This window comes from Jeotgalibacillus marinus (genome assembly GCF_040801915.1).
Taxonomy (GTDB): Bacteria; Bacillota; Bacilli; order Bacillales; family Jeotgalibacillaceae; genus Jeotgalibacillus; species Jeotgalibacillus marinus.
On sequence record NZ_JBFMIA010000181.1, the window covers coordinates 1 to 266 of the forward strand.

Genomic DNA, 266 nt, shown 5'->3' on the forward strand with positions numbered 1-266 from the left:
TTCTTTCCCCCCTCTTTTCTTCTTCCCCCCCTTCTCTTTCCCCTTCTCTTTTCTCCTCCCTTCCCTCCTTTTCCTTTCTTTTCTTCTTTCCTTCCCCTTTCTTTCCCTCTCTCTTCCCCCCTCTTTCTTTCTCCTTCTCCTCCCTTTTCTTCCCTTCCCTTCTTTCCTTTCCTCCTTTTTTCTTTTTCTCCTCCCCCCCTTCCCTCTTTCTTTTTCCCCCCCTTTCCCCTCCCCTTTTTCCTTCTTTCCCTTCTTTTTTCCCCCTT

The 266-nt window shown here is 48.1% G+C and carries 1 protein-coding gene; it reads right to left on the minus strand.

All coding sequences use genetic code 11. The annotated features are described in order from the left end of the window. On the minus strand, positions 1-266 hold a 266-nt coding region (locus AB1471_RS18995), incomplete at both ends, for a hypothetical protein (protein WP_367780995.1).